The sequence below is a fragment of the Sporosarcina quadrami genome, assembly GCF_014836615.1.
GTDB lineage: Bacteria > Bacillota > Bacilli > Bacillales_A > Planococcaceae > Sporosarcina > Sporosarcina quadrami.
Genome location: NZ_JACSQN010000002.1, coordinates 261,248 through 287,035, shown reverse-complemented (window position 1 = coordinate 287,035; position 25,788 = coordinate 261,248). Strand labels below are relative to the sequence as shown.

The 25,788-nt window shown below is 39.9% G+C and carries 21 protein-coding genes; all 21 read right to left on the bottom strand.

All coding sequences use genetic code 11. From position 1 onward, the window contains the following. The 21 genes from H9649_RS03350 to H9649_RS03250 all read right to left on the bottom strand — a co-directional run bounded on the left by H9649_RS03350 (window position 1) and on the right by H9649_RS03250 (window position 25,771). Window positions 1-1,641: a glycerol-3-phosphate dehydrogenase/oxidase gene (locus tag H9649_RS03350; RefSeq protein WP_191693297.1), complete on the bottom strand. Its 1,641-nt coding sequence runs from the start codon at window positions 1,639-1,641 to the stop codon at window positions 1-3. 17 nt (window positions 1,642-1,658) lie between these two features. Beyond that, window positions 1,659-3,152 (bottom strand): glycerol kinase GlpK, encoded by a 1,494-nt coding sequence (glpK, locus tag H9649_RS03345; RefSeq protein ID WP_191693296.1) that lies wholly within the window; start codon window positions 3,150-3,152, stop codon window positions 1,659-1,661. A 44-nt stretch (window positions 3,153-3,196) separates the two neighbouring features. Continuing rightward, entirely contained in the window at window positions 3,197-5,044 is a 1,848-nt protein-coding gene (gene mutL / locus H9649_RS03340; protein WP_318241642.1) for a DNA mismatch repair endonuclease MutL, read from the bottom strand. A 29-nt stretch (window positions 5,045-5,073) separates the two neighbouring features. Continuing rightward, window positions 5,074-7,635, bottom strand: a complete 2,562-nt coding sequence (gene mutS, locus H9649_RS03335) for a DNA mismatch repair protein MutS (RefSeq protein ID WP_191693295.1) — start codon at window positions 7,633-7,635, stop codon at window positions 5,074-5,076. A gap of 118 nt (window positions 7,636-7,753) precedes the next feature. Then, a complete protein-coding gene (gene cotE, locus H9649_RS03330) occupies window positions 7,754-8,239 on the bottom strand; it encodes an outer spore coat protein CotE (RefSeq protein ID WP_318241645.1) in 486 nt (161 codons plus the stop codon). A 165-nt stretch (window positions 8,240-8,404) separates the two neighbouring features. Continuing rightward, window positions 8,405-8,839: a RicAFT regulatory complex protein RicA family protein gene (locus tag H9649_RS03325; RefSeq protein WP_191693294.1), complete on the bottom strand. Its 435-nt coding sequence runs from the start codon at window positions 8,837-8,839 to the stop codon at window positions 8,405-8,407. Then, entirely contained in the window at window positions 8,839-10,371 is a 1,533-nt protein-coding gene (miaB, locus tag H9649_RS03320; RefSeq protein WP_191693293.1) for a tRNA (N6-isopentenyl adenosine(37)-C2)-methylthiotransferase MiaB, read from the bottom strand. The genes H9649_RS03325 and miaB overlap by 1 nt, the downstream gene beginning before the upstream one ends. Before the next feature lie 235 nt (window positions 10,372-10,606). Next, window positions 10,607-10,876, bottom strand: coding sequence for a stage V sporulation protein S (locus H9649_RS03315; RefSeq protein WP_191693292.1), 270 nt, complete (start codon window positions 10,874-10,876; stop codon window positions 10,607-10,609). Between the two features lie 87 nt (window positions 10,877-10,963). Beyond that, window positions 10,964-11,761 (bottom strand): TIGR00282 family metallophosphoesterase, encoded by a 798-nt coding sequence (locus tag H9649_RS03310; protein WP_191693291.1) that lies wholly within the window; start codon window positions 11,759-11,761, stop codon window positions 10,964-10,966. A gap of 86 nt (window positions 11,762-11,847) precedes the next feature. After that, window positions 11,848-13,413 carry a ribonuclease Y gene (rny, locus tag H9649_RS03305; protein ID WP_191693290.1) on the bottom strand — a complete coding sequence of 522 codons (1,566 nt, stop codon included), beginning with the start codon at window positions 13,411-13,413 and terminating at the stop codon, window positions 11,848-11,850. Between the two features lie 315 nt (window positions 13,414-13,728). After that, a complete protein-coding gene (recA, locus tag H9649_RS03300) occupies window positions 13,729-14,790 on the bottom strand; it encodes a recombinase RecA (protein ID WP_191693289.1) in 1,062 nt (353 codons plus the stop codon). A gap of 151 nt (window positions 14,791-14,941) precedes the next feature. Further along, window positions 14,942-16,204, bottom strand: coding sequence for a competence/damage-inducible protein A (locus H9649_RS03295; RefSeq protein ID WP_191693288.1), 1,263 nt, complete (start codon window positions 16,202-16,204; stop codon window positions 14,942-14,944). Between the two features lie 12 nt (window positions 16,205-16,216). Next, window positions 16,217-16,795, bottom strand: a complete 579-nt coding sequence (gene pgsA, locus H9649_RS03290; RefSeq protein WP_191693287.1) for a CDP-diacylglycerol--glycerol-3-phosphate 3-phosphatidyltransferase — start codon at window positions 16,793-16,795, stop codon at window positions 16,217-16,219. Between the two features lie 78 nt (window positions 16,796-16,873). Next, on the bottom strand, window positions 16,874-17,743 hold the full coding sequence (locus H9649_RS03285; RefSeq protein WP_191693286.1) for a helix-turn-helix domain-containing protein: 870 nt from the start codon (window positions 17,741-17,743) through the stop codon (window positions 16,874-16,876). 17 nt (window positions 17,744-17,760) lie between these two features. Further along, window positions 17,761-18,558 (bottom strand): DUF3388 domain-containing protein, encoded by a 798-nt coding sequence (locus tag H9649_RS03280; protein ID WP_191693285.1) that lies wholly within the window; start codon window positions 18,556-18,558, stop codon window positions 17,761-17,763. Window positions 18,559-18,757: 199 nt separating this feature from the next. Beyond that, the gene (gene ymfI, locus H9649_RS03275; RefSeq protein ID WP_191693284.1) at window positions 18,758-19,486 is read right to left on the bottom strand and encodes an elongation factor P 5-aminopentanone reductase; all 729 of its coding nucleotides are present in this window, start codon (window positions 19,484-19,486) and stop codon (window positions 18,758-18,760) included. A gap of 2 nt (window positions 19,487-19,488) precedes the next feature. Next, complete coding sequence (yfmH, locus tag H9649_RS03270; RefSeq protein ID WP_191693283.1) at window positions 19,489-20,787, bottom strand: EF-P 5-aminopentanol modification-associated protein YfmH; 1,299 nt, start codon at window positions 20,785-20,787, stop codon at window positions 19,489-19,491. A 3-nt stretch (window positions 20,788-20,790) separates the two neighbouring features. Further along, the gene (yfmF, locus tag H9649_RS03265) at window positions 20,791-22,056 is read right to left on the bottom strand and encodes an EF-P 5-aminopentanol modification-associated protein YfmF (protein ID WP_191693282.1); all 1,266 of its coding nucleotides are present in this window, start codon (window positions 22,054-22,056) and stop codon (window positions 20,791-20,793) included. A gap of 155 nt (window positions 22,057-22,211) precedes the next feature. Next, window positions 22,212-23,177 carry an ABC transporter permease gene (locus H9649_RS03260; protein ID WP_191693281.1) on the bottom strand — a complete coding sequence of 322 codons (966 nt, stop codon included), beginning with the start codon at window positions 23,175-23,177 and terminating at the stop codon, window positions 22,212-22,214. 1 nt (window position 23,178) lies between these two features. Then, on the bottom strand, window positions 23,179-24,225 hold the full coding sequence (locus tag H9649_RS03255; protein WP_191693280.1) for an ABC transporter permease: 1,047 nt from the start codon (window positions 24,223-24,225) through the stop codon (window positions 23,179-23,181). Further along, a complete protein-coding gene (locus H9649_RS03250) occupies window positions 24,218-25,771 on the bottom strand; it encodes an ABC transporter ATP-binding protein (RefSeq protein WP_191693279.1) in 1,554 nt (517 codons plus the stop codon). The genes H9649_RS03255 and H9649_RS03250 overlap by 8 nt, the downstream gene beginning before the upstream one ends. Window positions 25,772-25,788: the final 17 nt, after the last annotated feature.

The window sequence follows — 25,788 nt, the reverse complement described above, 5'->3', positions numbered from 1 at the left end:
TTATGCCCCACCTTTACATTCAGCGTCTTTAATATGCTGTTCTAGTTCTTTCAGTTGCGTTTCTTTAGTTGTTTCGTCATAAGATAATAGAGCAGCCATAAAAGACGTCACAGCTTCTTTATAATGTTTCACAAAAGCAATATTGAAATATAGATCCCCTTTTCTTCTAATAAAGAAATCTGATGGTGTTAACGCCATTTCGTGATGAATTGCATATAACACTTCCGCCTTCCAAACATTCGGCAACAGGGATTCTTCTGTCGATACTGCATTTGCATAATTAAATACAACATCAACATTTGTCCCATATAACGAAGAAAGCTGTCTTCCTTCCTCCTTCGTTAAGCCATACAATAGGGCTTCATTCGATTTACTTTCAAGAAATGATTGATAATGTTCTTCATTATCAAATTCTCCCCCCGATAGTGGAAGAAATTCCGTCACACAAGGACCGAATGAAGTCGTCGGAAGTTTTTTGACAACTAGATCTATAACCGTTTCTGCCATTTTACGATAGCCTGTCAATTTTCCTCCAGCAATCGTTATGAGACCTGTATGCGCTTGCCAAATCTCGTCTCTACGTGAGATTTCTGATGTGTCTTTCCCTTCTTCATATATAAGTGGTCGTACACCCGCCCAGGTGGATTCTACATCTTTCCGCTCAACTTTTATCGTCGGGAACATGTAATGGACTGACTCCAGTAAATAGGCAATATCATCCTCTGTTGCAATGGGATTGGAACGGTCACCGTCAAAAAAAGTATCCGTAGTTCCGATATATGCTTTATTGCCACGAGGAATTGCGAAAATCATTCGATCATCTGGAGAATCGAAATAGACTGCTTGCCGTAACGGAAAGACGGATTGGTCGATTACAATATGAATGCCTTTCGTCAATTTCAATCGTTTATCATTCGATATTTCATCTTTTCCTCTCATTTCATCTACCCAAGGACCCGTTGCATTGACAATTACGGAAGCATTAACATTCAACGTTCCACCTGTAAGCATATCGCGTACAACTGCTCCACTCACTTTATGGTCATCGTAGAGAAATTCTTCCACTTTCATGTAATTCAAACAGAGCGCACCTTTTTGTGACGCTTTTTTCAAAACTTCAATTGTCAATCTAGCATCGTCTGTCCTGTATTCGACGTAATGGCCACCACCTAACAAACCTTGTTCTTTTAATAAAGGTTCCATTTCTAGAGTCTCGTCTGCTGTAAGCATTTCACGACGTTCGTCTTTTTTTACACCCGCCAATTTATCATACACAAAAAGACCTGCAGAAGTCGTCAATTTACCATATGTACCTCCTTTGTGAAAAGGCAGCAACATGCGTTCAGGTTCCGTTACATGTAACGCGTTACGATAAACGATATCCCGTTCTTTACCTGTTTCCGAAACAATTTTCAACTCCATCTGTTTCAAATATCTTAAGCCGCCATGGACAAGCTTTGTTGACCTGCTGGATGTCCCTGAAGCAAAATCATGCATTTCAACGAGTGCCACTGACAATCCTCGTGTTACGGCATCGAGTGCGATTCCTGCCCCCGTGATACCCCCACCGATGACTAGAAGATCAAATTGAAAATCACTCATGAACTGTTTAACTTTCGGTCTAGTGATTGACGATAACATTCAGTTTCCTCCTAATTTCAAAGTTTAAATAGACGTGTGGCTTCTACCGCTTTAGTCCATCCTCTATAAAGCTCATCGCGTTTCTCAATTTCCATCTTTGGTGAATACGTTTTTTCTTTCGCCCATAAAGCTTCCACTGAGTCACAAGAGTCAAAAAATCCTGTCGCCAATCCAGCCAAATAAGCAGCCCCAAGCGCAGTTGTTTCCAGATATGCGGATTGTTCTACTTCAATTTGCAGTAAATCGCTTTGAAATTGCATTAAAAATGCATTAGAAACGGCGCCGCCATCTACACGTAGTAAATCTATGGTCATTCCTGAATCCTTCTCCATTGTGAGCAATACATCTTTCGTCTGATAAGCTAATGCTTCTACTGTAGCTCTGATGAAATGCTCTTTTTCTGTGCCCCTCGTTAAACCAAAAACTGCTCCTCGAGCATCTGAATCCCAGTAAGGTGTACCAAGTCCTACAAAAGCTGGTACTACATAAACACCATCAGTAGATGCGACTTTCTGTGAATAGGCTTCCGTATCTTCCGCTTTTTGGATCATCCGCAATCCATCCCTTAACCATTGGATGGCAGATCCTGCAACAAATACACTACCTTCTAATGCATATGTCACTTTACCGTCCAATCCCCAAGCAATTGTCGTAAGTAATCCATTATCGGACTGCACTGGGGTATCGCCCGTATTCAATAACATAAAACAACCGGTACCGTATGTGTTTTTCGCCATACCTTCATGGAAACAAGCCTGCCCAAAAAGTGCGCATTGCTGATCACCCGCTGCGCCTGCAATCGGAATCTCTGCACCGAAAAACACGGAAGAATCCGTGTTCGCATATATTTCTGAAGACATACGAACGTCTGGCAACATCTCCATCGGAATACAGAGCAACTCGCAAAGTTCCTCATCCCATTTAAGATCATGTATGTTAAAAAGCATTGTCCGTGAGGCGTTTGAATAATCGGTGACATGAACCGCACCTGCAGATAGCTTCCAAATAAGATAAGAGTCGATAGTTCCAAACAGCAATTCCCCTTTAGCTGCTCGTTCTCTAGACCCCTCTACATGATCAAGAATCCATTTCACTTTCGAACCAGAAAAATAGGGATCGAGTTGCAGACCTGTTTTGTTACGTATCAAGTCTTCTTTTCCAGCCTCACGTAATTCATCTACAATGACTTGCGTTTGCCTAGATTGCCAGACGATGGCATTATATATCGGCTGACCGGTGGACTTATCCCAAACTATAGTCGTTTCCCGTTGGTTGGTTATGCCGATGGAATCGATATCAGTAGGTTGATGACCGCTTTCCGTCAAGACGGAAGCAATGACGGATAGGACAGACCCCCATATTTCATTTGGATTGTGCTCTACCCATCCTGGTTGTGGAAAGATTTGTTTAAATTCTCGTTGTGCCGTATGAACAATCTTTCCCTGCCTATCAAATAAAATTGCTCTAGTACTAGTAGTACCTTGATCAATTGATAAAATAAATTTCCCCATGTCCTTTCCCTCCTTCTAGTCAGTAAAGAATTGGCAAACCTCTTTCACATTACTCGTTTAAACATTTTCTCTAGTTCATATGTTGAAAAATGAATGAGTACCGGCCTGCCATGCGGGCACGTATATGGATTTTCAGCAATTGATAGATCATGCAACAATCTCTCCATATCAGTAATTGTTAAGTAGTGATTCGCTTTTATGGATCGCTTACAACTCATCATGATGGCAGTATCTTCACGCAATTTCCCTATATCCGTCTTTCTGGATTCGAGTACTTGCTCAATTAGCGCTTCTATTAATGACGTCGCTTCTCCATCAGGAAACCATGTCGGATATTCTTTCACGGTATAAGATGAAGGTCCGAATTCTTCCAGAAAAACACCGACCTCATTGAGCGACTGGATATTTTCCTGGATTTTCACCATATCGCTCCCTGAATAATGAAAAATTAGTGGCATTAAAAGCATTTGTCTATCATCTTGATTAATTTTGCTTAATTTGTCCCTGAAAAATTCATATTTTATCCGTTCTTGTGCAGCATGCTGGTCAATCATATAAAATCCGTCTTCGTTTTGTGCAACAATATACGTTCCATGTACTTGACCAACAGGAACGAGTGATGGGAACCGTTTTTCCTTTTTGGGAGTAGCGTCTTCTTTTTGCGCAGGTTCTTCAAAAACTTTTTCTGGACGATCCGACTCGATAACTACATTACTCGAGGATGGATAAAAAGTTTTCTCTTCAATATACTTCGTATCGATTGCTTCGACTTCATTTTTGAATTGCGGAAGTGAAATTTCTTCCTCAACTTTCTTTTCCCTAATTGGGTACATATCATTCCAAATTGTTACTTGCTCAGAAGGTGTCTGTTTTACTGGCTCGTTTTTAATGGCATCCGGTATGATAATTGATCGCTTTATCGCCTCATGAACGGCTATTTTTAGAAGTGAAAACAATTCATTTTCTTTACTCAGACGAATATGCTGTTTTGACGGATGTACGTTTACATCTGTCAAAAACGGGTCAGTTTCCACATTTACAACCGAAACCGGATACCGACCAATTGGCAAATATGTATGCAAACCATCTAAAACAGCTTGATTGGCTGTATAACTTTTCACCCATCTGCCGTTCACAATTAGTGTCATATAGTTTTTGGATGCTCTTGTCATTTCAGGAAGTGTAACAAACCCATTCACTTTGAAATCTGCGTTTTCACCACTGAAAGGAACCATTTTTTTAGCTACTGCCACGCCGTATATATCGTTTAGCACCCTTCTCTGGTCTCCATTGCCTGAAGTTTGCAAAATGGTTTGACCATAATGCACAAGTTTAAATGCGATGAAAGGATGCGACAGCGCTAATCGATTCACAAGGTCAATCGTATGGCCGAGTTCAGTCTGTATCGTCTTCATGTATTTCAATCGTGCAGGTGTATTATAAAACAATTGTTCAACGGAAATATCTGTCCCTTTCCGAAAAGCGGCGTTTGATTGTTTTATGACAGCACCACCGTCAATATGCACTTCTGTTCCTTCTGTTTCACCGTCTGATGTCCACAGCTTCACTTTGGAAACAGAAGCGATACTTGCTAACGCTTCTCCTCTAAAACCGAGTGTCTTAATTCGAAACAAATCATGCTCATTCGATATTTTGCTAGTAGCATGCCGTTCAAATGCAAGCGTAGCGTCATTTCTAGACATTCCTTTGCCGTTGTCCGTCACCCGAATGGACGTAAGACCCGCCTCTTCAAGTGTAATTTCAATGGAGGAACTCTCTGCGTCAATTGCATTTTCTACTAGTTCTTTCACAATCGAGGCAGGACGTTCCACAACCTCTCCTGCAGCAATTTTGTTAGATAGTGTGTCATCCATAACTGAAATGATATCCAATTGGAACCCTCCCTCAATGGCTTACAAATTTATTTGATTTCTTTTAACTCTTTTTGCCATAGAAAAATCATTTGCATAGCTTGCATTGGTGTCATGTTAACTAAGTCTGCTTCACAAATTTTCCCGATTACTCTCAAAGACTCTGGGCCCACTTGTTCGGTCTCTTCCTTTAAATCAAAGAAGGACATTTGTTCAGTAACATTGTTGGACAAAGTCATCTGTTCATTATTTTCAAATGTCTCAAGCAAACTTTTTGCACGTACTACGATGGATTCGGGCAACCCAGCAAGTTGTGCTACATGGATCCCGTAACTCTTATCCGCAGCACCTGCCATAACTTTGTGTAAGAAAACGACCCTTCCTTCTTGTTCCATCGCAGCGACATGAACATTTACTAATCGTTTCAGATCAGAATCCAGTTTAGTCAATTCATGATAATGTGTCGAAAATAATGTATTCGCTCCAATTTCATCATGGATAAATTCCATCATCGCTTGCGCCAGTGACATGCCATCATATGTCGAAGTTCCTCTCCCGATTTCATCAAAAAGCAGTAGGCTCTTTTCAGTAGCATTACCGATTGCATAACGAGATTCCATCATTTCCATCATGAACGTACTTTGACCTGAAGCGAGATCATCCGCCGCACCTATTCGTGTAAATATTTGATCAGTTACTGGAAGTTTTGCATACTCGCACGGCACGTAGCAACCCATCTGAGCCATAATTACTGTCAATGCAACTTGGCGCATGAAAGTACTTTTTCCGGACATATTCGGACCTGTTATGAGTAACATGTTCGCATCCTCAGTGAGTGTACAATTGTTCGGAACATATAAGGATATATCCATCATTTTTTCTACAACAGGATGTCGGCCATTTTTAATGTCGAGTGCTCGTCCAGCATGAAATTGTGGTTTGACAAACCGGTATTTCTCAGAGACGGTGGAAAATGATAGAAGAACATCCAATTCCGATAAGATACCTGCAAGTTGCTGTACTCTGCTAATATGTTTTTTCATCGTGTCCCTTACATCACAAAACAACGTATATTCAAGTTCCGTCCCTTCTGATTCTGCATTTAATATAAGTTCTTCCGTTTCTTTCAATTCCGCGGTTATATAACGTTCAGCATTTGCGAGCGTTTGCTTACGTTCATAACGCTCCAAGTCAGCTAGATGGATATTAGATTTAGTAATTTCAATATAGTAACCAAAAATCCTGTTATAACCAATTTTGAGCGACTTAATGCCCGTCCGGTCACGTTCGTCTCTCTCAAGCCGCGCAAGCCATTCTTTACCGTTTCTGGATGCATCGCGATATGTATCCAATTGGTCATTGTAGCCATCTTTTATAATCCCCCCTTCTTTAATGGAGAGAGGAGGATTTTCTGCAACAGATGCTTCTAAAATAGCAAGTACTTCTTCACATGGATCCAAGCGTTCCGAAAACCTCTGAAGCCTTTCCAAACCCGAATCCATTAATGACTGTTTCAATGATGGAACTTTTCTTAAAGAATTCCTTAATTGTGCAAGATCACGGCCACTTGCACTCCCCATCGATATTCTTCCAGTTAAGCGCTCTAAGTCATATACTTCTTTTAATAAACCAACTAAATCATCCCGCAAGAAATATTCCTTAATCAGGTCTTCAACTAATGCTAATCGATTTTCAATTGCATCTTTATCGGCTAAAGGTTGATGAATCCAACTTCTCAATTTTCGAGCCCCCATAGCCGTTGCTGTTTCATCCAATAACCAAAATAAAGTACCCTCTTTGCTGCCATTTCGTATAGATTGTACCAACTCTAAATTGCGCATAGAATTAGCATCTATTGATAACTTCTCGGACTTTTGTATGTATTGGAAAGGACGAAGATGATCGAGTGATGATTTTTGTGTACGTTTTAAATAGTTGCTGAGTGTTTGACATGCAACTGATAAGTCATTTGGAATCGAAGCCACAATAGATAGGTTTTCATCCTTTAGTTCTCCACCCTCCATAGAAAGAACGATATCCCTTTTGGACATTTCATCGTTCAACACAAGATGCAATCTTTCACGGACGACAATTTCCTTCATCCCTAAAGCTTCTATTTCACTAATTAGTGTTCTCTCATCACCAGTAATAACTTCTACTTTACCTTCTCCTGTTGCCAAATCGACGTATGCTAGCGTATATCTACCGTCTTGCAACTGATCAGCGGCTCCTATGTAATGGTTGGAATTGGCATCGATTGTTTTTCCGTCCACAATCGTACCTGGAGTTACGACTTTGACTACTTCACGCCTCACAATTCCTTTAGCTGCCCTGGGATCTTCAGTCTGCTCACATATTGCAACTTTATGACCTTTCTTTACAAGAGTCTCAATATAGCCAGCAGCTGAATGGAATGGCACACCACACATCGGAATTTTATCCGCACTGCCACCATCACGGCTCGTCAATGTTATTTCGAGTATATTAGACGCTTCAATTGCATCATTAAAAAACATCTCATAAAAATCACCTAATCTAAAAAAGAGGAATGCATCTTCATAATCAGCTTTAATTTTAAAGTATTGTTGGATCATTGGAGTATATGTAGTCATTCTTTAACCTCACCTGTATGTATTTTCTCTTAAGTATAGCAAAACATTGTCTTTCAAAGAAACAAAGCGGACATATAAAAACTTGGGAATGAAAAAAAGCCGGATATACCTACCGGCTTTAAAAAGGGTTTGAATCTTTTCCTTTTCGTTCTTCGAATTTCGGTCCACTTCCATCCACCTGATCGCTGGAAGATTCGTCTTTAAATGACCACTCTTCTTCAAACTGATGTGGGTGGACTGTAATGCACACTTTCGTTTCCCCGACAACTTCAGCAACAAGTTCTCTTTCTACTTTTATAACAAATTTCTCCCCGCAATCAGAGATGAGCGCTTCCGTACAATTGGGATGTTGCACAACACTAACTAGAATCTCTTCTTGCCCTGAAGTCTGCTCATCCCGGTAACTAAGTCTGATGCGATCCTTATACGGAACTGATTCTGAGAAAACTGATGTTTTTGAATGATCATGATGTGAATACCACACATTTACATCGAACTTCCCTGTCACTTCAATGTATTGGCCAACTTTTTTAGCTTGGTGCGTGTGGTTGATGACCCAACATCCTAAAATGCTTGATGGATTATTGGGCGGCTTCAGTGAAATACTGGATTCCGTCCGTTTTTTCCCTTTAGCGATGACTGCCTTTGTTACAATTTGCCGTAAATTCTTCAGTTCATTTCCTCCTTCATTAACTTCTACTTATCCTATGCATCAAGAGCCCAGAAAGTGAAAAAAATCGGCAAGGAATTTCTCCTCGCCGATTTTTGCTTATGATAATGGTTTATGTTGCGTGCTTTTCACTTTTGATCCTGTTTCTCCTCGCAATACATCTCCACCCGTTGACTCGATAATTTCATCAGTAACAGTGTTAGCGATTGTGTTACTTACTAATTGCAAAAGACCGTTGACATCCATTTGAGATTGTTTGAATTCCTGAACAATCGGAACGTCGTCAATCTCCTCTTGGATCTTTTCAATTTTCCCCTCAATAATGGAAAGGGCTTTAGCTTTCTCATATGCCTGGAAGTTGACTGCTTGTGTTTGCAAGGATTTCAAGCTGGAAATCTTTTCACGCACTTTTTGGTTTTCATTAATTTGAGCTTCTGCTCTTTTAAAGAACTCGACTTGCTCTGTATTCGCAATCATATGAGCAATCTCTTTCGCTTTTTCAATAATTTCTTCTTTTGTATAAGTCTTTTCCATTATAAAGTCACCTTTTCCTTTTCTACGACTCCTATGAATTCGCCATCAAGCGACCATGTTTTCGCTTCAATTATTTTCACATTTACAATCTTTCCAATCATTTCACGTGGTGCTCTGAAATTGACCAGTTTGTTCTTTTCTGTATAACCGGCTAACACTTCCGGATTGCGCTTGCTTTCACCTTCTACAAGTACTTTAACAGTTTTTCCTTTGTACGGCTTCATCGCTTCAGCAGACATTCCGTTGACAAGCTCGTTCAATCGTTGAAGACGCTCTTTTTTCACTTCCATCGGTATGTTATCAATCATTTTCGCAGCAGGTGTTCCTTCTCTTGGTGAATAGATATACGTATAAGCCATTTCAAAACCGACTTCTTTATACAAAGAAAGAGTTTCCTCAAATTGCTCATCGGTTTCATTTGGAAAACCAACGATGATATCCGTAGTGAGTGTAACCGTCGGAATTGCTTTTTTGATTTTGCTTACAAGTTCAAGGAACTGTTCACGTGAATATTTACGCGCCATAATTTTCAAGATATCTGACGAACCGGATTGAACCGGCAAGTGAATATGATCCAGAAGATTACCGCCTTTTGCAAGCACTTGAATGAGATGATCATCAAAGTCCCGTGGATGGCTTGTCGTAAAACGAATGCGTGGAATGTCAATTTTACGCAAGTCATCCATCAAATCTCCCAGACGATACTCGATATCATCGAAGTCTTTGCCATACGCATTGACATTCTGCCCGAGCAACATTATCTCCTTATAGCCATTTGCTGCAAGGTGCCTTACTTCTTGGATGATGTCTTCAGGTCGTCTGCTACGTTCTTTTCCTCTAGTATACGGAACAATACAATATGTACAAAATTTATCGCATCCGTACATAATGTTAACCCAAGCTTTAATGTTGCCATGTCTCACTTTAGGCAAGTTCTCAATAATGTCGCCTTCTTTAGACCATACTTCAATGACCATCTCTTTTGACATGTATGCTTCGTGCAGGATATTCGGTATTCTATGGATGTTGTGAGTACCAAAAATCATATCTACTTGGTCATACGTTTTAAGAATCTTGTTCACCACAGATTCCTCTTGCGACATACATCCACAAACACCGATTAGCAAGTCTGGATTTTCAAGTTTTAATGGTTTCAAATGTCCCAGCTCACCAAAAACTCTATTCTCGGCATTTTCTCTAATGGCACAAGTATTTAACAAAATGACATTTGCTTCTTTGACGTTATCTGTCGATTCATAACCGAGACCTGTCAAAATACCGGCAATCACTTCTGTATCGTGCTCATTCATCTGACAGCCAAATGTCCGAATGTGAAATTTATGGTTGGTACCCATTCCTAAAAAACGTTCTTCAATTTGAAAATCATTATGATACTCAATCTCTTCTTTTCCACGTTTCTTCGCTTCTTTTAAAGAAGGAGGAGTATACACAGCTTCAAAGTATTTACTGTAATCCTTATCGGCTTGCTTACCTTTTATAAGCCCCGCTTGCAGGCGTTGTTCTTCGTTCATATAAAACTCCCCTTTCTCCTAGCAATGGGAATGGAACATACTTGCCATCATTATACATGAACTTGTCCATACTTTGAAGTGTCCGTTTTTTCAACAAGATTATATGAAGCTGATTGTGACAAACACGTGGACTTCTTATTTTTCATGACAATGTAAAAGACCGCGAAAATTCCACGGTCTTACTTCCTTTCATATTATTTGCGCAAGATGGTTACATAACGTCAGCTTGCTGTATTTATCGGCTTTGCCGTTTCTCTACTAATAGCTTCAAAGCCGTTCTTCCTTCACCATTGATTTCGATATCGGTGAATGCTGGTGCACAGACTAGATCGTTTCCGCTTGGCGCTACGAATCCTCGCGCAATCGCCACGGCTTTAATCGCCTGATTGAGCGCTCCAGCACCCACTGCTTGCATTTCAGCGTACCCTTGATCTCTGATAACCGCTACGAGTGCTCCTGCGACGGAATTCGGATTAGAGCGGGATGATACTTTCAATGGACTCACCATGTTTCCTCCTTGTTTTCACGATGTATGGAATGTAATTTATCCATAAGCCATCTTATGACTGAAAGAGGATGATTAGACTCAATATCACGATTGGAATGGATGATCTTCATTGATAATAATACGTTCGATAGACAATGCTTTTCCTGTTTGATCATTCAACTCTACGAACAGCCCATTCAATTGGCCACGTCCTTGTTTAGGTACCTCGAATCTAACAGGCATGTTCGTTTGGAAGCGGTAGATTACATCTTCCTTTTTCATACCTAGTATTTCATCATAAGGACCTGTCATACCGGCGTCAGTCAAATAAGCTGTTCCACCTGGCAATATACGGTCATCCGCTGTCTGAACATGTGTATGCGTTCCAACGACTACCGATGCTTTCCCATTCAGATGCCAACCCATCGCAATTTTTTCGCTAGTTGCTTCAGCATGGAAATCCACAAAGATTAGTGGAGAGAGGTTTTTTGCTTCATTAACTAGTTCATCCGCTTTTTTAAAGGGGTCGTCATGGGGCGGGAGAAACGTTCTACCGTGAAGATTAATAATTGATAATGTAACACCGTTTTTCGTAATTGTAGTCATTCCTCTTCCAGGTGCTTCATCGGAGAAATTGGCAGGCCTGATAAGATAATCTGTATCGTCTATAAAATCATATATTTCTTTTTGATCCCAAGTATGATTACCCATTGTCACTACATCTACACCAGCACGCAAGAGATCATCGAAAATCGCTTTTGTAATTCCTCTCCCCGCTGCCGCATTTTCACCATTTGCTATAATTACATCTGCTTCATACTTTCTTTTCAACCTCGAAATATGATCAAATACCATATCTCTTCCGATTGATCCTACTATATCGCCAATAAATATAATTCTCATTGTTGTTACCTCTTTCCTATAATCTTAAAATTTATCACAATTGAAATGAAAAGACCCCTGAACCATATGGACAGGAGTCTCCTTCATTATTTTGCATATTCGACTGCGCGTGTCTCTCTTATCACTGTCACTTTTATATGACCTGGGTAATCGAGTTCCTCTTCAATTCGCTTACGTATATCCCTCGCCAAACGGTGAGCAGTAATATCATCGATTTGGTCAGGACGTACAATTATCCGAACTTCGCGGCCCGCTTGAATAGCGAATGATTTCTCAACGCCATCGTATGATTCTGAAATCTCTTCCAGTTTCTGCAATCTTCGGATGTAGTTTTCCAGCGTTTCACTACGTGCACCAGGACGGGCTGCAGATAGTGCATCAGCCGCAGCTACTAACACCGCTATGACGGATGTCGCTTCTTCGTCACCATGGTGGGAAGCGATACTATTAATGACTACAGGATGCTCTTTGTATTTAATACCTAACTCTTTACCGATTTGTACATGACTGCCTTCAACTTCATGGTCAATTGCTTTCCCAATGTCATGGAGAAGACCTGCACGTCTGGCCAACGCAACATCTTCACCGACTTCTGCAGCTAGAAGACCTGATAAATAAGCTACTTCAATCGAATGTTTCAAGACGTTTTGACCATAACTTGTACGGAAATGTAATCTGCCCAAAATCTTGATCAAATCTGGATGTAAATTGTGAACACCTAAATCAAATGTTGTCTGTTCACCTTTTTCACGGATTAATTCATCGACTTCACGTCTTGACTTATCAACCATCTCTTCGATTCTAGCTGGGTGTATTCTGCCATCCTGCACTAATTTCTCAAGAGCAAGACGAGCAGTTTCTCTACGTACTGGATCAAATCCGGACAAGATTACCGCTTCAGGAGTATCATCAATAATTAAATCAATCCCTGTAAGAGTTTCCAATGTCCTGATGTTACGCCCTTCCCGTCCGATGATTCGACCTTTCATCTCATCGTTCGGCAAGTTAACTACCGAAACAGTAGTTTCAGCAACATGGTCCGCTGCAAAACGTTGCAATGCAAGTGAAAGAATTTCCCGGGCTTTCTTTTCGGATTCTTCTTTTGCACGCTGTTCCGATTCTTTCGTCATGACCGCGATATCTGTAGAAAGTTCGTTTTCAACTTCGTCCAAAATGACGCGTTTTGCTTCATCTCTTGTCAATGCTGAAATTCTTTCAAGTTCAGTCTGTTGCACGGCAACTAGATCTTCCGCCTTGCGTTCCATCTGTTCAATATGCTGTTGTCTACTCGTAATCGCGTCATCTTTACGCTCAAGACCTGCTTCTCTTTTATTGAGAGCATCATCCTTACGGTCAAGATTTTCTTCCCGTTGTAAAAGACGGTTTTCCTGTTTTTGCAGTTCCGCCCTTCTCTCACGGACTTCCGATTCCGCTTCAATTCTCAGTTTGTGATTTTCATCTTTCGCTTCTAACAGTGCTTCCTTTTTCAAAGCTTCCGCCTCACGCTTCGCTTCTTCAACGATTAGTTCAGCAGAGCTTTTAGCACCTGTCACTTTTGAATCATTCACTTTTTTGATAACTAAATAGATAACAATTGCACCGACGAACAGACCGATCAAAGCGGAGATGATAATTGTGATTGCTGGTTGCATCCAGGTCACCTCCTCCTGCTATTCTTTTCGTTTTCAGTCGGCTCGTATATTAAGGTTCAACATACTGCCATAATGATTTCAATGGTATGAAATTATACAATTCTAATTGTATCTATGAAAATTTGTCATGTCAAGGATTCATGAGTGTTGAAACAGTATATTAGTCATTTAGATGGACAAGTCTGAGGATTCTGATTTTAATATAGTTCTGGAACTAGTGCAGCAGTAATTAACAGTATGATTTTTTAAATCAAAGATAATTGGTCTAATCAATAAAAAACCGAATGCCGATGTTGAAAGGCATTCGGATATTCATTATTTCTTTTCGTCTTCCGCAAATAATTCTAGTTCTTCTTCGTCTTCGTCGTGTGCAGCGATGACGTAGTTAGCGCTAGCCATACCATATGATTCTCTAATCTTGTTGGCGATTTCAGCACGGATATCGGTGTTATCCTTCAAGAATTGCTTAGCGTTTTCGCGGCCTTGCCCCATGCGCTCGCCTTCGTAAGAGTACCAAGCACCACTCTTTTGAACTACTTCAAGTTCTGCTCCAAGGTCCACGATTTCACCTTCTCTTGAAATCCCTTCACCATACATAATATCGACTTCAGCTGTACGGAACGGAGGCGCAACTTTATTCTTCACGACTCGAATTCTTGTCTTATTACCCATAATATCATTGCCTTGTTTGATGGCTTCTCCACGACGGACTTCTAGACGGACGGAAGAGTAAAATTTCAATGCACGTCCACCTGGTGTCACTTCAGGGTTACCAAACATGACGCCGACTTTTTCACGAATCTGGTTGATGAAGACTGCAATCGTTTTCGATTTGTTAATAGCTCCGGATAATTTACGCAGCGCTTGAGACATGAGTCGTGCTTGTAAACCTACGTGAGAGTCACCCATTTCGCCTTCAATCTCTGCTTTAGGAACTAATGCAGCAACTGAGTCAATGACAACGATGTCGATTGCACCACTTCTGACAAGTGCTTCAGCAATTTCAAGTGCTTGTTCTCCTGTATCCGGTTGTGATAAAAGCAATTCATCAATATTTACACCGAGTTTCTGTGCATAGATCGGATCAAGCGCGTGCTCCGCATCGATAAACGCCGCTTGTCCTCCCGCTGCTTGTACTTCTGCAATAGCATGAAGTGCAACAGTGGTTTTACCCGAACTTTCAGGACCATAGATTTCAATGACACGTCCTCTTGGATATCCGCCTACTCCTAATGCGGCGTCAAGCGCAAGTGAACCTGTCGAAGAAGTGGCTATTTGAAGGTCGGTCTTCTCCCCCAATTTCATGACAGAGCCCTTACCGAATTGTTTTTCTATTTGTTTCAACGCTTGGTCTAAAGCTGCTTTACGATCGCTCAAAAACGATTCCTCCCTTAAAAGGTGTTTTTCTTTTCTTCCTGTCTCTAGTATACTCCTTCTATGAGAAAAACTCAAACAAAAAACGAACGCTTATTCGATTAATTTTATCAAGTTCCATTTTTAAATGAGAATCTACAGGCAAATCTTCTTTTTAATTGAGAATCGTATCCAAATCAGCATTTTGCAATTCTATGATCAAATAATAGAGCGCAAAATTCACAGCCCGTTTACGGTTAGCGTTTCTTGAACCGGATAATTGTAATTTAAATGTCTTTACCGGATTGTCGCCTATAGCAATTCCTATCCAGACTGTCCCCATAGGTTCGCCATCATGCGGATCCGGCCCCGCTGCACCTGTAAGGCTTATTCCAATAGTGGAACTGTATTTCTTCTTGACTTGTGTAGCAAGAGCGATAGCACATTCAGCACTTACTACACCAAATTGATCCAGCAATTCTTTTGAAATATTCAGCTGTTCTACTTTTGCCTTTTCGTTATACACGACAACTCCGCCGTTCAATGAGGAACTTATGCCAGGTACGCTTGCAAGTTCAGCCATGAATTGGCCAGCAGTAAGACTTTCTGCGGCAGCTATCGTTAAATCTTTTGTTTTTAACAGGTCTGCTGCCTTAGTCGCTAACGTCTCTTCATCAATACCATAAATGAATTTACCGACAAGCATACGAATTTGTTTTTCAACAGGCTCAATGAGTCTATGAGCTTCTTCTACCGAATGCGCTTTCGAAGTTAACCTTAAAGTAACCGCTTCAGAAGATGCCAGAGGAGCTACTGTAGGATTTCTCTGTTCAGCAAGAATTGATTGAACACGAAATTCTAGCTCAGCCTCACCAATTCCATAAAATTTCAGAACACGTGAAACAATTACTTCTTTTTTTCCGAGCTTATTCAATAGATAAGGAATTGCCATATTTTCAAACATCGGACGCATTTCATGCGGAGGTCCTGGCAACAATATATAATGCTGTCCATCTCGTTCAAATGCCATTCCAGGTGCCATACCAAAACGATTTTCCAACACTTCTGAACCGGACAAAACAAGAGCTTGTTTCTTATTATTTTCAGTCATTGACCTTCCTGACCGTTTGAAATAATTTTCGATAAAGCGCAATGCAATTTCATCACTTTCAAGCTCTGAATGGAGCATGTTGGCAATCGTCTCTTTCGTCAAATCGTCTTTAGTAGGCCCTAGTCCTCCAGTAAATATAATAAGATCTGCCCTACTTTGTGCAATTTCTATCGTCTTTTCTAGACGTAGGGGGTTATCACCAACGACAGTATGATAGTAGACATCGATACCCACTTCCGCTAGCCGTGCCGAGATGAATTGTGCATTCGTATTCGTTATTTGGCCTAACAACAGTTCAGATCCGACTGCAATGATTTCAGCTTTCATATGGACATCCCCTTACATTGACTCAAGTAAAACTTTTCGATTTTTATAGAAGTAATCGGCACCAGACCAGATTGTAAATAATAAAGCAATATACAGCATAATTGTGCCAAATGGTACGTTAAGTGCTTCAAAAAAGATATTGTTGAGCAATAAGAAAGAGATTGCAATAAGTTGAGTCGCTGTTTTAATTTTACCTAATTGGTTTGCAGCGTGTACTTCTCCACCGCCCGCTAATATTAAGCGTAATCCGGTAACCGCAAATTCCCTACTGATGATGATAATGACAATCCATGAAGCTGCATAACCTAGTTCCACAAGTATGACGAGTGCCGCTGAAACAAGGAGTTTATCAGCGAGTGGATCAAGGAACTTCCCCATATTTGTAACTAATCCATGTTTTCTGGCAAGATGACCGTCAAACCAGTCTGTAGCTGCAGCAATGATGAATAATAAAGATCCAATCAGATGTTCGAATGATAGTATGGTGCCTCCAATTTCCAAGTTACCTAAACCAAAGTCGACTACCATGAAAACGATAAAAATTGGAATGAGTATTATACGGGATACCGTAATTTTATTTGGTAAGTTCACTATGAACACCTGTCCTTTGCTTAGAATATTCAATTATGTAACAGAATGAAAATAGTCATCATGAGAGATGACTATTTTTTATTTCTCGTATTTAATAATGATGTTCTGTGTTGTTTTGTCAGAAGAGTATTCAAGCTTTTCTTCGTTGACATAGATTTCTGTATTGTATGTCCGACCAACTCGTATGCGAACAAACTCAACATCTGATACATTTATATCCATTGTGTCACCTGCATTGTAGACTGTAGCTTTTTCAGTACGCTCTTTTTTATTTTCATCTGTAACAGCTATCCAGGTTTCTCCTGCAATAACAATTCTGAGCTTGAATTCTTCAGCCTCAGTCAATGAATAAAAGGAATCTTCACCACTTGAGTTCTCAAAAGTGAGCACTTGCTTCTTCACTTCTTCATCAGGCTCAGAATCGGGTTGAGTTTCTTCGTCATCCACATTTGTATCCTCTTCCGGTTCAACAGGAAGTCCTTTTGACGGCTGATTGTTATCCATCGTCAATGCTGGTTCTGTTTCGACATCTTTCATGCTCTTATTGGAAGAGCTTGATTGTTGCCAGAGAACCCAAGCGACTACGATAATGACAATGATAAATAAAGCTACAATAATTTTAGGTATTGTTTCATTAAGTCTGGGATTGTTTTTCAAACCGCTTCTTCTAGTCATAGGTGGAACAATTTGCGTCGAATCCTCCTCAACCAGGCTGTTTTTTGAAGACTCTTTGTACAAAGCAAGCATTTCGTCTGCATCAAGACCGACTGCTTCTGAATATTGTTTAATAAACGCACGTACATAAAAAGATCCAGGCATCATACTGTAATCTTCATTTTCAATACCGGAAAGGTACCGTTTCTGAATTTTAGTTATGGATTGTAAATCATCCAATGAATACCCTTTTTTTGTTCTCGCCTCTTTGAGACGATCACCTAATCCGGTCAATTATATCACCTACCTCATTAAAAATTGAACATTCCAAATCCACCCATTGCTCCTGAATTTGGATCCATATTGTTCTTCTCCATCATCTCATATGTAATTTCCTCGTCGGGATCTGTACGCAATTCGATGATGTAATCAAAATCTTCGACGTCATACTCGGAATGCTGTACAAACATGTCAGGGTGCTCGACAACTTTGATTGTAGGCATATTCATCATTTCACGAACAAGTTGCATATGTCTCTCATCACCCGATTTACGAGTGACAATACCATCTAAGATAAAGATATTGTCTTTTGAGAACTCATCGCCCGCAAGATTGCTTCTGACGGTCTGTTTTATCATTGTGGAAGAAAGAAAAATCCATTTTTTGTTCGCACAGACACTAGCCGCAACAACAGATTCCGTCTTACCAACACGAGGCATCCCACGAATTCCGATCAGTTTATGGCCATCCTGTTTAAAAAGTTCTGCCATAAAGTCAACAAGTACCCCAAGTTCGCTTCTTACAAACCGAAAAGTCTTTCGATCATCGAGGTCTCTTTGAATATATCGCCCATGACGAACAGCCAGTATATCGCGCAACTTAGGTTCTCTTATCTTTTTCACTTGAATCGTTTCCATAGTGGATGCGATCAATTCAAAACGCTTGATTTGATCATCATTTTCCGTACGGACAAGCATACCCCTATGTCCGCCATCAACACCGTTAATGGTTGTAATATTGACTCTCAACATTCCAAGGAGCGAAGCGATGTCACCGAGCAGTCCAGGTCTATTTACTTGCACTTCATATTCGACATACCATTCACCCATTCAATAAACCCTCCAATCCTTAGTCAAAGCAGAACATTCAGAAATGGTTCTGATCAATTGAAAAACCTGATCCGATTGTATGTTTTAAAGTGCTTATAAGTACAGGACGCACAAAAGACAACTTAGTTCTATAATAGCGGATTAAAGAGACTATGAAAAGGAAAAAAGAAAAAGGGGAAAACACTTCCCCTCTTTTTTCTTATATATACCATCCGCCATTTAGCTTCACAATTTCTCCTGTCATATAATCCGCTTTGCCGCTTAGGAGAAAGCAAGCAAGATTTGCTACATCCTCCGGCGATCCTGTCGATTGTAACGGAATATGACTAATGACTTCCAGTTTATCTTCTTCCGATAATTCCCCGTTCATGTCCGTCTCTATCCAACCAGGTGTAATCGCATTCACTCTAGTTCCTGTATAGGATGCTTCTTTGGCGAACGCTTTAACAAAAGCATGTTGAGCGCCTTTTACAGCCGAATACATCACTTCGCCGGCAGCACCCGTCTCACCCCATATGGAACCGATGAATAGAACATAAGAAGTGGCATAACTCCTTAACCTTGAAGAAACAAGACTGATGAATGAAGCGGGATTTTGCATATGTACGCGCCATAATGCATCCATATCTTCTGTAGTTGTATCGCTTAACAGTTTCAGCATTGAATGACCGGAAGCAACTACTATAGCTTGAATTTGACCCGTTCCACTAGCAAGCAAATCTGCACCGTCCGATTTACTGAAATCAGCATGAACAACTTCGAAGAAATTTTCAGGATACTCATTCGATAACTCTTCGCAAAGACGAATGACTTTATTAGCATTTTTATTGTAATGCAAATATAGGGACCAGCCATCCGCAGCAAGTTCCCTGCAGATGGCATGACCTATACCGCCTGACGCACCTAACACAATTGCACGTGATTTCATAATTAACCTTCTTTTACGGGAGGAATAATCGTCATTACAGAATGGCTTTCTTCATTATTAACTGTTTGGAAAGCTTCCTTCAAATCGTTCAACGTCATTTTTTCGAGTGCAGGCACAACGTCAAACAAGTTCATGCCGTTAAAATTGTACTGCGTGAATTGATTTGAAATAAATTCAATTGAATTCAAAGATCGCATGAATTGCCCAATTCTACGTTTGCAAGAACGATCCAAATCTTCTTTTGTAATCGTCCACTCAGTTTTTTGTGCGTTAATAGTCTTTTTAATGGTCGCTTCTAATTCATCCGGCTTTTCCGTATCGGAACCAATCATAGCAAAACCGAAACCTTTTTCAAACGTAAAATCATAGTTGTATGTTTCATCGATTAAATGTTCCGCATACGCTGTCGTATAGAATTCTGATGTGCGACCAAATAAAATATCAAGTAACAAATTGACAGCAAGGTCTTGCCGTAACATCTCTTCGCCTTCAATGGATACGTTATTGCATTTCAAACCGTAATTGAACTTTGGTCTTAATACATCCATTTCAAGCACTACTTTCTTCTGTCCTGCTTGAATCGGCTCTTCGGGATATTTTCTAACAATCTCTTCAGGTTCAGAAAAACTCTTGCCTAATTGGTCCTTACGAATGAAATCCATCATTTCATCTACATCCACCGCCCCTATTACAAATACAGACATGTTGGATGGATGATAAAATGTTTCGTAACATTCATAAAGATGCTCAGCTGTTATTTCCTGAATTGTATCTACTGTTCCTGCAATGTCTATATTAATGGGAAATGCTTCGTATAATGATTGGATTGTGCCGAAATAATTGCGCCAATCAGGGTTATCATCGTACATTGTAATTTCTTGCGCGATAATCCCTTTTTCTTTATCTGTTTTCTCTTTTGTGAAATAAGGTTCTTGAACAAAATCCAAAAGCACTTTTGTGCTCTCATAAAGATTTTGTGTCGTCGAGAACAAATAGGATGTTCGTGTAAAGGAAGTGAATGCGTTAGCGGATGCACCTAACACACCAAACTTTTGAAAAACGTCTCCATCTTCCTTATCAAACATCTTATGTTCAAGGAAATGTGCAATACCGTCGGGCACAGTTACGAACTCATCTTTTCCTCTTGGAATGAACGTATTATCGATTGAACCATATTTAGTTGTAAACGTTACATAGGTTTTTGAAAATCCTCGTTTGGGAAGGATATAAACTTCAAGTCCATTATCAAGTCGTTCATGGAATAATGTTTCCTGCAAATTATCAAAAGTAATCTTTTCCATTTATTACGCCTCTCTTCCCGATAGCAAATAGATGAGCTCCATTTGGATCGTCGATGCCATTCGCTTAATATCATCCAAGGAAACTTCATGCCATTCGGCAATCAATTTGTCCGCATTGAAGTTTTCGTCCAACTGCTTGTATTGGTCAAATAGTTCAATTTGCCCACGCGCAGAGTCAAACGCACTTCTAATACTATTCGCAAGCAACGCAACAGTCTGATCAACTTCTAAGTCAGTCACTTCTCCTGTTTTAATTGCATCTAACTGCTCCTGGATCATTGTAACTGCTTTTTCTTCAAGCTGAGCATCAATCCCAGCCAAAACGTAAAGAATACCGTAATTAGCACTGTATACGCTATTTATAGTATACGCCATACTCTCTTTCTCCCGAACATTCATGAATAACTTACTATGCGCAAATCCACCAAGTATTCCGTTCATAACTTGCATTTTCGGGAAATCTTTATGGAAGAATGTTATCGGTGTGTTATATCCGACTTGCAATTTCCCTTGCTTCATATCTTGTTTTTCAAACACTTGACGTGTTTCTTTCATTTCTATAGGAGCATTTTCGTATCGTTCATAAGAAATTTCTCTTTCCTTAAAATCAAACATTGTCCGGATCTTCTCTACAATAGTATCTTGTTTAATGTCACCAACGATATAAATATCAATCGCATCTTCAGTGAGCATTTTTTCGTATGTTTCAACAAGAGAGTCTGCTGTAATGTTTTGCACATCTTCCTCAGTACCATTTGAAGAAATTGAAGCCGGATGGTCCGGTCTCATCAATTCCAACATTCGTTTTTGTGCATATCTTCCTTTATCGTCGTAGACAGATCGGATACGTTCCATGACAGAACGTTTTTCACGATTAACAATCGTTTCGTCAAATTTTCCATCTTTTAAATTAGGACGGAAAATAACGGTACTAACCATGTTCAGCACTTCATCAAAAACGCCGCTAGTTTGTAGATATTCATCGTTCACACATTCCATGTTCAATGAAACGATATGTGAATTGCCCCGCTTTCCTGAATCCATATAAAATACCGAACCATATAGCTCATCTAGTGCCTTACGCAAATCACTCTGTTTCGGATAATCTTCGTTTGAATCTTGCAATACATTAGATAAGACAGTTCTACTTGCTGCCTGTTTTGCACTTAATTTAGCTGTCCATCTGAAAGACATCGAAATCGTCTTGAATTGTTCAGTTGGACGGATGTATAAGTTTACACCTTTTTTCAATTCAATTTTAGTGAACATATGAACACCTCGTTTTTTCTTATTATACGAATACCTTTCTTCACTATACATTCCAGAACTTACACATGGCAAAATAAACGCATTACCCCAATAATTATTAGGAATAAAAAGAACCGCTCGATTCCAAATAGGAACGAAAGCGGTCTAGTGTAGCATTATCTACTGCCTTTAATATATGGTTCTCCATTCGCTTTTGGAGCATTCGCTTTTCCAATAAATCCTGCTAGAGCTAAAATAGTTAAGACATAAGGTAATATATGGAAATATACTGTAGGTATTTTTTGGATGAAATCGATATCTATAGAACCCGCACTGATAGCCAATGTTTGGGCAAATCCGAAGAATAATGCTGCCCCCATCGCTCCAATTGGATGCCATTTACCAAAAATCATCGCTGCCAAAGCCATGAAACCTTGACCATTTATTGTCGCATGACCAAAATCGCCTGTCATCGTTTGAGAATATATCGCTCCACCTATTCCTGCAAGACCACCAGAAATGATTACAGCAGTATATCTGATTTTGGAAACGTTAATGCCCATCGTATCTGCTGCCATAGGATGCTCACCAACAGAACGCAAGCGTAATCCAAATGGTGTTTTGTAAATGACAAACCAAGCAATGATGGCTACTGCTATAGCTATAATGGAAGTTCCGTATACTGATTTAAAAAACATCGGTCCAAGTATTGGGATGTCTTGTAATATAGGAATGTTAATTCTCGGGATTTTATTCTGAATAAAGTCCGTTTGTCCTTTACCATACAACATCTTCACCGAGAATAGCGCTATAGCTATGCCAAGCATATTAATCGCTACCCCTGAAACGACCTGGTTCGCACGGAATGAAACAGATGCTACTGCGTGCATGATGGAGAATATTGCGGACACGAGCATCGCTACAAGTAACGCAATCCAAGGCGTCCAACTGCCAAACACATCGGCATAAGCTAGGTTGAATATAATACCAATGAATGCACCCATGACCATTAAACCTTCCAACCCGATGTTAACTACTCCTGAACGTTCAGAGAAAACACCGCCGATTGCAGTTAAAATCAGAGGAGCCGCATAAGCAATCGAAGTCGGTATGATAAAATATAACACTTCTAAAAAGCTCATGTTATTTCGCCTCCTTTTTCTTATTCATTCGTAATATAGCAACGCGGATAATGTATCCTGACGCTACAAAGAATATGATAAGCGCGATAACAATCGAGACAATTTCAAGCGGGATATTTGCTGCATTCGGCATGTTGTTCGCTCCATACTTTAGTGAACCGAACAAAGATGCACCAAAAATAACACCCAATGGCGTATTTGCTCCTAACAACGCAACTGCGATACCGTCAAAACCAATACCTGTGAATCCACCTCTTGACGTCATGTTCCCGAAAGTACCTAATGCTTCCATTGCGCCTCCAAGTCCTGCGAACGCTCCAGATATGATCATAGATAAGACGATATTCTTATTTACGTTCATTCCTGCATAATGAGAAGCATTTTCGTTAAATCCGACTGATTTTAATTCGAATCCAGTCTTCGTTTTTTCTAAAATGAACCACATTACGATTACCATGGATAACGCAATAAAAATCCCATAATGGAGTGTCGAGTAATCAGTTAAATTAGACAAGAAATCTGAGCGTAATGAGGCTGTCGGTTGAATTTTTTCTGTTTTAAAGCCGCCTCCAGATACGGTTTTAATTAGTGCATTTACAACATGCAATGCAATATAATTCATCATAATTGTGACGATAACTTCATGCACTCGGAACTTGGCTTTTAACAATCCAGGTATTAGCCCCCATAACGCTCCTGCCGCTGCTGCAGCAAGTAATGACAAGGGTAAGTGAATATACATAGGCATAGTAAATGCTGATCCAACATAAGCCGCTGCAAACCAACCTACCATCAATTGCCCTTCTACTCCGATATTAAATAAACCTGTGCGAAATGCGAATGCCACTGCAAGTCCAGCAAGAATATATGGACTTATTTGACGGATTGTTTCACCTATAGCATAAGCGTCTCCAAAAATTCCATTCCACAAGGCAATATACCCATTGACTGGATTATATCCACTAAAGATCATGACTAAGGCTCCTACAAGGAGACCGAGGATAATGGAGATGATCGGCACCAATAAATTGACAACTCTATTAGACATTTTGATCATCACCAACTTTCTTTGCTTTCAGTGCTTCAGATTTTGTATGCCCAGCCATTAGCAGACCAAGCTCCTGTTCAGTTGTTTCAGTGGGAATGACTGTGTCAACTATTTGACCATCATGAATGACAGCAATACGATCTGAAACGTTCATAACTTCATCGAGTTCAAAAGAGATCAAGAATACAGCTTTACCATTATCCCGCTGCTCAATTAGCCGCTTATGAATGAACTCAATCGCACCAACGTCAAGACCTCTAGTCGGCAACGCCGCTATAAGAAAATCAGGATCACGTGACACTTCACGACCAATGATTAACTTTTGCTGATTACCACCCGACAAAGCTCTCACTAATTCGTTTTCACCTTGAGTTCTCACATCATATTCCTTAATAATCTTTTGGGCATAATCAGAAACTGATCTATAATTCATAATGCCATTTTTAGAATACGGTTCGTGATAATATTCTTGCAAAGCAGCGTTGTGACCAACAGAAAATTCAAGAACTAATCCATGCTTATGTCTGTCTTGCGGAATATGCCCTAACCCAACTTTAGTAATTTCTCTAGGTTTTTTTCCAGTAACATCGATTTCATTAATTGTAATTGATCCACTTTTGGATTTACGAAGACCTGTTATAGCTTCGATTAATTCCGTCTGCCCATTGCCATCAATGCCAGCAAGACCAACGATTTCACCACGACGTACAGACAAATTTAAGCCTTTTACTTTTTCAATGCCACGATTATCGGTAACAACAAGATTTTCAATATGCAATACTTCCTCTTTCGGATAGGAAGGTCCTTTTTCTGTTTTGAAAGTTACTTGTCGTCCAACCATAAGCGTTGCCAATTCTTCTGGATTCGTTTCAGCAGTGACAACAGTACCAATGCCTTTTCCTTTACGGATAACTGTAACACGATCAGATACATCCATAATTTCTTGTAATTTATGTGTAATTAAAATAATCGACTTACCTTCAGTGATCAATTTCTTCATAATGGAGATAAGTTCTTGTATTTCTTGCGGTGTCAATGATGCTGTTGGTTCATCAAATATCAGAATGTTCGCGCCACGATAAAGCGTTTTCAAAATTTCCACCCGTTGTTGCATGCCAACAGAAATATCTTCAATCTTAGCATAAGGGTCAACGTTCAGCCCGTATAGTTTTGATATTTCCTCTACATCTTTCGCAGCATCTTTAATATTGACAATTCCCATCTTTTTAGGCTCATTACCTAAGATGATATTTTCAGTTACTGTAAGATTTTCAACAAGCATAAAATGCTGATGCACCATTCCAATTCCGAGGTCATTTGCAACGTTGGGGTTCGTTACATTGACTTTTGTACCGTTCACTCGTATCTCTCCGTCCTCCGGCTGGTATAGCCCGAACAAGACATTCATCAATGTTGATTTACCGGCTCCATTTTCGCCTAGCAAAGCATGAATTTCCCCTTTTTCAAGTTGAAGAGTGATATTGTCATTTGCGTAGAAATTGCCGAATTTCTTTGTAATATTCAACATCTCGATGACATAGTCCAATGGATTCACTTCCTTGC

Bases quoted from the DNA above. Each gene is read 5' to 3' on its own strand.
- H9649_RS03350 (WP_191693297.1), bottom strand. From the start codon at position 1,641: ATGTTATCGTCAATCACTAGACCGAAAGTTAAACAGTTCATGAGTGAT.
- glpK (WP_191693296.1), bottom strand. From the start codon at position 3,152: ATGGGGAAATTTATTTTATCAATTGATCAAGGTACTACTAGTACTAGA.
- mutS (WP_191693295.1), bottom strand. From the start codon at position 7,635: ATGACTACATATACTCCAATGATCCAACAATACTTTAAAATTAAAGCT.
- H9649_RS03325 (WP_191693294.1), bottom strand. From the start codon at position 8,839: ATGGAAAAGACTTATACAAAAGAAGAAATTATTGAAAAAGCGAAAGAG.
- miaB (WP_191693293.1), bottom strand. From the start codon at position 10,371: ATGAACGAAGAACAACGCCTGCAAGCGGGGCTTATAAAAGGTAAGCAA.
- H9649_RS03310 (WP_191693291.1), bottom strand. From the start codon at position 11,761: ATGAGAATTATATTTATTGGCGATATAGTAGGATCAATCGGAAGAGAT.
- rny (WP_191693290.1), bottom strand. From the start codon at position 13,413: ATGCAACCAGCAATCACAATTATCATCTCCGCTTTGATCGGTCTGTTC.
- H9649_RS03295 (WP_191693288.1), bottom strand. From the start codon at position 16,204: ATGAAAGCTGAAATCATTGCAGTCGGATCTGAACTGTTGTTAGGCCAA.
- H9649_RS03280 (WP_191693285.1), bottom strand. From the start codon at position 18,558: ATGGGTGAATGGTATGTCGAATATGAAGTGCAAGTAAATAGACCTGGA.
- ymfI (WP_191693284.1), bottom strand. From the start codon at position 19,486: ATGAAATCACGTGCAATTGTGTTAGGTGCGTCAGGCGGTATAGGTCAT.
- yfmH (WP_191693283.1), bottom strand. From the start codon at position 20,787: ATGGAAAAGATTACTTTTGATAATTTGCAGGAAACATTATTCCATGAA.
- yfmF (WP_191693282.1), bottom strand. From the start codon at position 22,056: ATGTTCACTAAAATTGAATTGAAAAAAGGTGTAAACTTATACATCCGT.
- H9649_RS03260 (WP_191693281.1), bottom strand. From the start codon at position 23,177: ATGAGCTTTTTAGAAGTGTTATATTTTATCATACCGACTTCGATTGCT.
- H9649_RS03255 (WP_191693280.1), bottom strand. From the start codon at position 24,225: ATGTCTAATAGAGTTGTCAATTTATTGGTGCCGATCATCTCCATTATC.